Annotated in this window: 8 protein-coding genes and 1 pseudogene; 2 read left to right on the forward strand and 7 right to left on the reverse strand. The window is 63.3% G+C overall.

What is annotated here, in order from left to right:
- The 5 genes from BM177_RS18780 to ligD form a co-directional block, all read right to left on the reverse strand.
- Window positions 1-1,456: recombinase family protein (locus BM177_RS18780; RefSeq protein ID WP_091686741.1), on the reverse strand; the 1,456-nt coding region annotated here is incomplete at its 3' end.
- Window positions 1,449-1,922, reverse strand: a complete 474-nt coding sequence (locus BM177_RS18785) for a DUF2924 domain-containing protein (protein WP_091686744.1) — start codon at window positions 1,920-1,922, stop codon at window positions 1,449-1,451. The genes BM177_RS18785 and BM177_RS18780, both read right to left, overlap by 8 nt.
- A complete protein-coding gene (locus BM177_RS18790) occupies window positions 1,919-2,275 on the reverse strand; it encodes a DUF3489 domain-containing protein (protein ID WP_091686759.1) in 357 nt (118 codons plus the stop codon). The genes BM177_RS18785 and BM177_RS18790 overlap by 4 nt, the downstream gene beginning before the upstream one ends.
- A gap of 597 nt (window positions 2,276-2,872) precedes the next feature.
- Complete coding sequence (locus BM177_RS18795; RefSeq protein WP_091686746.1) at window positions 2,873-3,685, reverse strand: exodeoxyribonuclease III; 813 nt, start codon at window positions 3,683-3,685, stop codon at window positions 2,873-2,875.
- Window positions 3,686-3,700: 15 nt separating this feature from the next.
- Complete coding sequence (gene ligD, locus BM177_RS18800; RefSeq protein WP_091686749.1) at window positions 3,701-6,310, reverse strand: DNA ligase D; 2,610 nt, start codon at window positions 6,308-6,310, stop codon at window positions 3,701-3,703.
- 116 nt (window positions 6,311-6,426) lie between these two features.
- On the opposite strand from ligD, the gene BM177_RS18805 reads away from it, so the two are divergent.
- The gene (locus BM177_RS18805) at window positions 6,427-6,666 is read left to right on the forward strand and encodes a DUF5961 family protein (RefSeq protein WP_091686751.1); all 240 of its coding nucleotides are present in this window, start codon (window positions 6,427-6,429) and stop codon (window positions 6,664-6,666) included.
- Window positions 6,667-6,749: 83 nt separating this feature from the next.
- Complete coding sequence (gene ku / locus BM177_RS18810) at window positions 6,750-7,601, forward strand: non-homologous end joining protein Ku (RefSeq protein ID WP_091686753.1); 852 nt, start codon at window positions 6,750-6,752, stop codon at window positions 7,599-7,601.
- Window positions 7,602-7,821: 220 nt separating this feature from the next.
- Here ku and BM177_RS18815 read toward each other — a convergent pair.
- Window positions 7,822-8,133 (reverse strand): annotated as a pseudogene (locus tag BM177_RS18815) (recombinase family protein); the annotation flags it as partial.
- Entirely contained in the window at window positions 8,126-8,278 is a 153-nt protein-coding gene (locus BM177_RS18820) for a DUF2924 domain-containing protein (protein WP_091686757.1), read from the reverse strand. The pseudogene BM177_RS18815 and the gene BM177_RS18820, both read right to left, overlap by 8 nt.
- Window positions 8,279-8,287 lie beyond the last annotated feature (9 nt).

Consider the following 8,287-nt stretch of genomic DNA (forward strand, 5'->3'; position numbering starts at 1 on the left):
TCCGGTCGGCGGCGTTCTCGACCAGCAGGCGCAGTCCGCGGCCGACCCGCTTCAGCGCGGCCGGCGCCGTCAACCTCAGCATCTCGTCCGCCGCGATGGTCTCCCCCTGGCAAGGCGCCTCCAGTCCGATCGACCTGGAAAGCAGCTCGGTCAGTCGGCCTTTAGAGAGCGTGATGTCGACGCAATCGGGTTTGACGTCGACGCGGCACTGCAGCGTCATCAGCCTCGCTTTGACTTTGTCTGGCGCATCGGCTGTGAGAGCCTCCGCAAGGATACGGCCGCCTTCGATCAGGCGCTCGCATCCTGAAGCGTCGGGAGCTCCCGCGCCGAGGTCGTCGACGAGAGCTCCAGGATCATTGAAAAAAGCGCGCAGCCTGTCGATCACAAGGGTTTCCAGATCGCTGGCGGGGATCCGCCGTCCCCCCGAACGATTCGTTCGCGCGCCTGTGACCAGGGAGGTTGAAACATAATAGCGATAGCGCGCGCCCCTCTTGACCGCGTGGCTCGGCGTGAGGCGCTCGCCGGCGTCGTCGAACGCCATGCCGGTGAGCAGGCTGGGATGGTTGGCGCAGACGCCCGTCGCCCGCTCAACGCGGTTGCCGGCGAGCGTCGCCTGAGCCGCGTCCCAGAGCGAAGCCTCGACGATCGCCGGATGCTCGCCGGGATAGACGCCGCCTTTGTAGCTGATTTCACCGCGGTACAGGCGGTTCTGCAGCATCGCGTAGAGCGCCCCGCGGGTGAGCGTTTGACCGCCATAAACCTCGCCGCCCCGCCGCAGCCGTCGTTTGCTGTTGATCCCGGCGCTGGCCAGATCGTCGCCAAGCGCGCGCACCGACTTCAGCGCGAGATAACGCTCGAAGATATGGACGACGATCTTCGCCTCGTTCTCGTTCACGACGAGCTTGCGGTCCTTGACGTCATAGCCGAGCGGCGGCATGCCGCCCATCCACATGCCCTTCTTCTTCGAGGCGGCGATCTTGTCGCGCACCCGCTCGCCGATCACCTCGCGCTCGAACTGCGCGAAGGAGAGCAGTACATTGAGGGTCAGCCGGCCCATGCTGGTCGTCGTGTTGAACTGCTGGGTGATCGAGACGAAGGACACGCCGCGGCGGTCGAAGACGTCGACGAGCCTGGCGAAGTCGGAGAGCGCCCGCGTCAGCCTGTCGACCTTGTAGACGACCACGACATCGATCTGGCCGGCCTCGATGTCGGCGATCAGGCGTTTGAGGGCCGGGCGCTCCATCGTGCCGCCGGAATAGCCGCCGTCGTCATAGAGCGCCGGCGACGCCGTCCAGCCCTCATGCTTTTGTGAAAGGATAAAGGCCGCGCAGGCCTCGCGCTGGGCGTCGAGCGAGTTGAACGCCTGATCGAGGCCCTCCTCGGACGACTTCCGGGTGTAAATGGCGCAGCGCGCCCTTTTGCCGAACCGCCGCGGCGTAGCGTTGGCTTCACCCATCGGCGGCCCCCTTGCTTCGGCTCTGCGCCGCTTTGGGCAGCCCAAAGAAGCGCGGGCCCGACCAATGCGCGCCGGTGATCTTGTGGGCGATGCTGGTCAGAGACGGATAGCTCGCCCCGCCATACTCGAAGCCGTCTTCGACCAATGTGACGGCGTGGGTCACGCCGCGCCATTCGCGCAGCAGACGCGTGCCGGGCTTCAGGCTGACGGCCGGCGTCGGGTCCAGCCGGCCTGTCGTCCGCAAGGCCTTCGCCATCATCTGCAGCCTGCGCCGGATCGCCCTGGAAAGGCCGCCCTGTTCGATTTCCTGAAGTCTGTATCCAAGGGCCAGGACAAGCAGGTCGCGGCTGATCCGCGGCGCCTCGCTGCGATAGAGCCGCCGCCATTCGCGCCTTAGGTCCCGAAGGCCGAGCGAGCGGATGCGCTCGATCTCGGCCTTAATCGCCGCCGGGTCTGGCGGCGTCATGGCGAGGCGGCGGGCCTGGCGGAAATCTTGCGCTTGACCCTCTGCGGCTTTGAGTCCTCCTCCACGCGATAGATCCGTTCCTCGCCGGCCTTCTCGGAGACCAGCGTCAGTCGCAGCTTCTTGCGCACCACCGCCGAGAGGAAGCCGCGGACAGAGTGTTTTTGCCATCCGGTCGCCTTGATGATGGCGGCGATCGTCGCGCCCCTTGGCTGTCTGAGCAGAATGAGCACGGCCTCCTGCTTGGTCTGCGCGCGGGCTGACGCCGCCGAAACGAAATCCGGGTGCGTAAGTCCGTCCGCGCGGCTTCTCGCGTGCGGCGGCTCAGTTATTTTCACGGTTTTGCTGTGCGACATTTTCAGATCCCTTTCGGTTGCGGCGGCGCCATGCGCCGTCACGACCGAAGCCCCACAATGGCGGCGGGCCAGTGGGGCGGGATCCAGGAGAGGGGGCGACAGGCCTTACCCCGGCATGCCCACAGTCACGCTCTCTTCGGCGCGGAAGTCCACTCATTTCCTGATGAAAAAATGAACGCCACCTCGCGGATCGCACGGTCGAGCCAATTGCCGCGCGCCCGCCACGGCGACCACCTCGAAGAAACATCCTGCGAGAGAGGATCGCCTCCATCCAGCCGCGTGAGCGCGCAATGGGTTTGAGCAGCGAGTCCTATGCGACTTCAATCGTATTCGACGATGCGCCCGGCGCAAGGCGACGCCCTCTTTCGGTTTCCTTTGCGGACGCCGGCCCAGCGCCGACGTCTCAACGGGGCATTGCATCGCCGTCACCGCCTTTGGCCGGGGAGCCAATAGGGACAGATGCTGTCCTGTACTGCAGGAATCGCATTCCCGAACATCTTACGGTAATTGAGGCGTCGGCAGACGCTTAGGAAGCCGAAACGTTGACTTGGTTTTTATTTGCGGACGCGGCACCGATAGAAACCCAGGCTCTAAAGGCTATCTTTTGTTCGTCATTACACCGCGCAAGACATCTCTAGGGAGGGCGATTTCAATCCAGGCAGGCGCGTGATCGCTGGCCCCGCCCATGCCGCGTACGTTTCGGCTGACGCCAGCGCTCGATAAACGCCTGGCAAGCGATGGGGTCAGGAGCATATGATCGAGCCGCATTCCCTTGTCGTTCGGCCAGCGATGACGCAAATATCCCCAAAAGGTCCAAAGGGGTCCTTCAGGCTTTACGGTTCGCAGCGCGTCGGTCCAGCCTTGGTCGAGGAGGCGTTGATAGGCGGCTCGACTCTGTGGTTGTAGAAGCGCGTTGGCCTGCTCACGATGGCCTGAGTAAATGTCGGCCTCGGTCGGCACAACATTATAGTCCCCGGCCAGCACGACAGGGATGTCCGCCGCCATCAATTCGTAGGCGTGGGCGATTAATCGATCGAACCAGGCGAGCTTGTAGTCGAATTTCGGACCCGGTTGCGGATTGCCGTTGGGTAGATAGATTGAGGCCACGAGAACGCCATTCACAGCCGCCTCAATGTAGCGAGCCTGGTTGTCATCAAGGTCGCCAGGAAGGGTGCGTCGAGTGATCACTGGCGTTGAGTTGCGCGCGAGGATGGCGACTCCGTTCCACGTTCTCTGGCCACTCCACACCGCGCCAAAACCGGCAGCCTCGATCGCCGTGATCGGAAAGGCGCGGTCCTCGCATTTTAGCTCCTGGAGACAGACCACATCCGGCTTCGCCGTCGCCAGCCAATCTAGCAGATTCGTCAGGCGCTTGTTGATGTCGTTGATGTTGAAGGTGGCAATTCGCATCAGCGGCCCGCGAACCTAGAGCTTGCCGAGCCGCTTGATCGCGTCGGCCAAGGATCGTTCTGCGTCAAAATAGTCCTCCCATGCGGTAAGCTTGCGAACCAAAGCCGGCACCGTGCGGACCGTGTATTTTGTCGGGTCAAGCCCTTTCTTCACCTGGCTCCAATTAATCGGCATGGAAACCGGCGCGCCGGGACGACCGCGGGGCGAAAGCGGCGCGACCGCCGTCGCCATCCGGTCGTTGCGCAGATAATCGAGAAAAACGCGTCCGGCGCGCTCCTTTTTGGCCATGGTGATGAGGTAGCGTTCTGGCGCGTCGGCCGCCATCGCCTTGCAGACATCGCGGGCGAAGGCCTTGGCCAACGGCCAGTCGAGCCCGTTCGACTTCAGCGGCGTCACGACGTGCAGACCCTTGCCGCCCGTCGTCTTGCAGAAGCTGACGAGACCGAGGTCCGTGAGCCGGCCGCGAATCTCGCGCGCGCTCTCGATCACTCTATCGAACGCCACGTCCGGGGCGGGGTCGAGGTCAAACACCAGCCGGCCGGGCTGTTCCGGCGAGAAGGGCTCGCAGTTCCAGGGATGCAGCTCGACCGCGCCGGTCTGGGCCGCCGCGACAAGCGCCTCGATGCGGTCGAACTGCAGATAGGGCTTGCGGTCGCCCCAGACGTCGACCTCTGCGATCAGCGAGGACTGGCCCCTGGCCGTGTGGCGCTGAAAGAATTTTTGCTCGCCGTTGATTCCGTCGGGCATGCGGACCATCGAGCACGGTCGCCCTTTCACATGCGGCAGCATCCATTCGCCGACCCATTCATAAAAACGGGCGAGCTCGAGCTTGGTCACAGGTTTGCCATCGCCCGCGTCCGGCCAGAGAATTTTGTCGGCGTGAGAAATCGTGACGCCCATCACCGGGACCGAGCCGCGCGGCGTTACCGTCGCGGTGCGAACCGGGGTTGGTTCGGGCGAACGCATTTCCATCGCCGCCACCGGCACCTCCGCCTGGACCTCGTTTGCAGGCTTGTCCTCGCGTAATCCCTTGAACGAGGCCTGGCGGATGGAGCCGTCTCCGGTGAAGCCGGCGTACTCAATCTCAGCCACCAGCTCCGGCTTGACCCAATGGACCCCGGCCGCCTTCTTCGGCGCGCCCTCGCCCTTGAACGGGGTGTCATCAGTTTCCAGCGCCTTCAGGCGCGGCATGATCCGCGCCACCACCTCGCGCCCAAACCCTGTCCCGATGCGGCCGACATGCGCCAACTCTCCGTTTCGGTTGACGCCCGCGATCAGCGAGCGGAAAGCCGCGCCAGTCGTCGTCCAGCCGCCAATCACCACCTCATGGCCCTGACGGCATTTGCACTTGCCCCAGCTTTCGCTTCGTCCGGATTGGTAAGGCGCGTCCAGCCGCTTTGAGACAATGCCTTCCAGTTCCATTCGGCAGGCCGAAAGCAGGACAGCATCCCCGGCCGCCACGAAGTGATCGACGAAGCGGATGTTGGCCGGGGCGTTCTCGAGGCTGGCTTTCAGGCGCTGCTTGCGCTCCACGAGAGACAGCGGTCGCAAATCTTCCTTGCCCTCGAACATCTGGTCGAAGACGAAAAACACAAGATCCTTGGTCTTGGCGTCGGAGATCGCCGCCTGCAAGGCTGCGAAATCCGGCGCGCCCATGTGATCCAGCGCCACCACCTCGCCGTCGATGACGCCATCGCGTAGGCTTGCGCCGCTCGTGACGATCTCCGGAAATTTCCGGGACCAATCGAGGCCCTTGCGGCTCAGCAGGTTCGCCTTGCCGCCAAGGATGCGCATCTGCATGCGATAGCCGTCGAACTTGATCTCGTGAACCCAGCCGGGTCCGGACGGCGGCTTCTCCAGCGATTTCGCCAGCTGCGGCTCGATGAAATCGGGCAGGCGCGCGACGGTCTTGATTGCCGAAGCCTTCGACTTGGTTGGCGGGATTATGCCGGCGGGCCGATTGTCGTCGCGATTGCTCCGCCACACCGCGCCGGCGGCGGAGGCTTTGGTGGTCATGAAGGGCGTCGCCGCTCTTCCCTTGCCGTTGGCGATTTCGGCCATGGTCCGGCCGGAGGCGACGGAGCGATCATCGTCCGTTGGACCGGGGACGTTTCCTTCCACCGCGCCTTCGTCGCGGTGTTTGATCAGCAGCCAACTGGCCTTGCCGCGACTGTCCCGCCGGGTGCGGACCAGCACCCACGAGCCGTGCATCCGCGCGCCTTCCATGACGAACTTCAGCTCGCCCTTGGCCAGCGCCTGACCGATCTTTTCGAAGCCCTTTTCCGGCGCCCAATAGCCGCGGTCCCACAGCATCACCGCGCCGCCGCCGTACTGCCCTTTCGGGATCGTCCCTTCGAAATCGCCATAATCGAGCGGATGATCCTCAACCTCCATGGCCATTCGGCGATCCTTGGGTTCGAGCGACGGCCCCTTCGGAACAGCCCAGGAGTGGAAAACTCCCTGGCATTCCAGGCGCAGATCGAAGTGCATTTGGCGCGCGTCGTGCTTCTGGATGACGAAGCGCAGCGCCTCGGAGGGCATGACCCTGGCCCCTTCCCCCGACGGCTCGGCCGTCTGCGAGAAGTCGCGCTTTTCCCGATACTTTGCGAGCTTGGTCGCGGCCATGATTTACTCCGGCTCAAAGTTAAGCACCTAACGAAACTCTCAGCGCATCTGATCCATGGCGTCGCGCCTATGAATCTTTTTCGGCCGGTGTGCGTTGGCAAAGCTGGAGAACAGAGATGAACCAAATCTCGGGCGAGACCCGGCAGTTCAGCGTCCGCGCTCGCCACGTCGACGCCCATCACGCTCGGGTCCTGGAAGAGGTTTCGTTCGAGGCCGCGGCCGTCGCCTATGTCGAGGACTTGCATGCGCTCGGCGACGAACCCGACATCAGCGTCATTGTCCGTGAGGTCGGGACGGGGCGCGAGCATTGCTTCCGCATCGATCTCGAGTCCGGCGAGACGACCCCCTGCGGCTAGACCTTTTTTGTTCCCGAACGAATCGCCGCGCGAGTCGTTGACTTCGATCGCCGCCTGCGCGCCGTCGCCTGGGGAGTTTTGAAATGGCCTATCGACCGACCTGGCAAGGACATTTGAAGCTCTCGCTCGTGACCTGTCCCGTCGCGCTTTACACCGCCACCAACCCCGCCGGCGACATTCATTTCAACCTGATCAACCCCAAGACCAATAATCGGATCAAGATGATCACGACCGACCCGGACACCGGGCCGATTGAAAGGTCTGAGCTCGTCAAAGGCTACGAAGTCTCCAAGGGCGAATACATTTTGCTCACCACCGACGAGATCAATTCCGTCAAACTGGAAAGCACCAAGACGATCGACATCGAGCGGTTCGTGGCCGAAAACGAAATTGACAGGCTCTATTGGGACAATCCCTATTACCTCGCTCCCGACGGCAAGCTCGCCCAGGAAGCGTTCGGGGTGATTCGAACCGCCATGGAGAAGTCCGGCCAGATTGCGCTCGGCCGCGTCGTGATCGGCACCCGCGAGCGCATCCTGGCGCTGGAGCCCCGTGACAAGGGCATCCTGGCCTACACGATCCGAACCGACGCCGAGGTTCGCAAGCCCGACGAGATTTTCGGCGGCGTCAGCGACAAGGCCGCGGACCCAGCGATGATCTCCATCGCCGAGAAGATCATCGAACAGAAGGAAGGCCCCTTCGACCCCAGCCAGTTCGTCGATCGCTACGAAGAGGCCCTGAAGGCGCTGATCGAAGAGAAGACGAAGGGCCATAAGCCCGCCAAGGTCGCCGAGCCCGAGGACACCAATGTGGTGGACCTGATGTCGGCTCTGCGCGCCAGCCTTACGTCGAACGGCAGAGCTTCGGCGAAGGCCGAGCCAAAATCGAAGGCCGCCAAAACAATCGCCAAGCCGAAGGCGCGCAAAGCAAGTTGACGTTCGTACCCCCCGCCGGCTTTCCGATAGGCTTGGCGGGCCTTAACGATGGCTGCCGCCACCCATTGTTGTTAGCCTAAAAGTCGATGAGGCAGGATCGAATCAAGCACAGGCCATTCTCGATCGGCATAAAAGCGTCAACCTTGGAAGTAGAGAGGTTCTCTAGCGTGAGAATGGCTGGACATCGTTTGATCCCCACGCCACTCCGTTATCTTCTGATCAAATTCGGCGCCAACCTGTCGACCTTGTAGACGACGACCACATCGATCTGGCCGGCCTCGATGTCGGCGATGAGGCGTTTGAGGGCCGGGCGCTCCATCGTGCCGCCGGAATAGCCGCCGTCGTCATAGAGCGCCGGCGACGCCGTCCAGCCCTCGTGCTTTTGAGAGAGGATAAAGGCCGCGCAGGCCTCGCGCTGGGCGTCGAGCGAGTTGAACGCCTGATCGAGGCCCTCCTCGGACGACTTCCGGGTGTAAATGGCGCATCGCGCCCTTTTGCCGAACCGCCGCGGCGTAGTGTTGGCTTCACCCATCGGCGCCCCCCTTGCTTCGGCTCTGCGCCGCTTTGGGCAGTCCAAAGAAGCGCGGGCCAGACCAATGCGCGCCGGTGATCTTGTGGGCGATGCTGGTCAGAGACGGATAGCTCGCCCCGCCATACTCGAAGCCGTCTTCGACCAATGTGACGGC

Source organism: Methylocapsa palsarum (assembly GCF_900114285.1).
Lineage (GTDB): Bacteria > Pseudomonadota > Alphaproteobacteria > Rhizobiales > Beijerinckiaceae > Methylocapsa > Methylocapsa palsarum.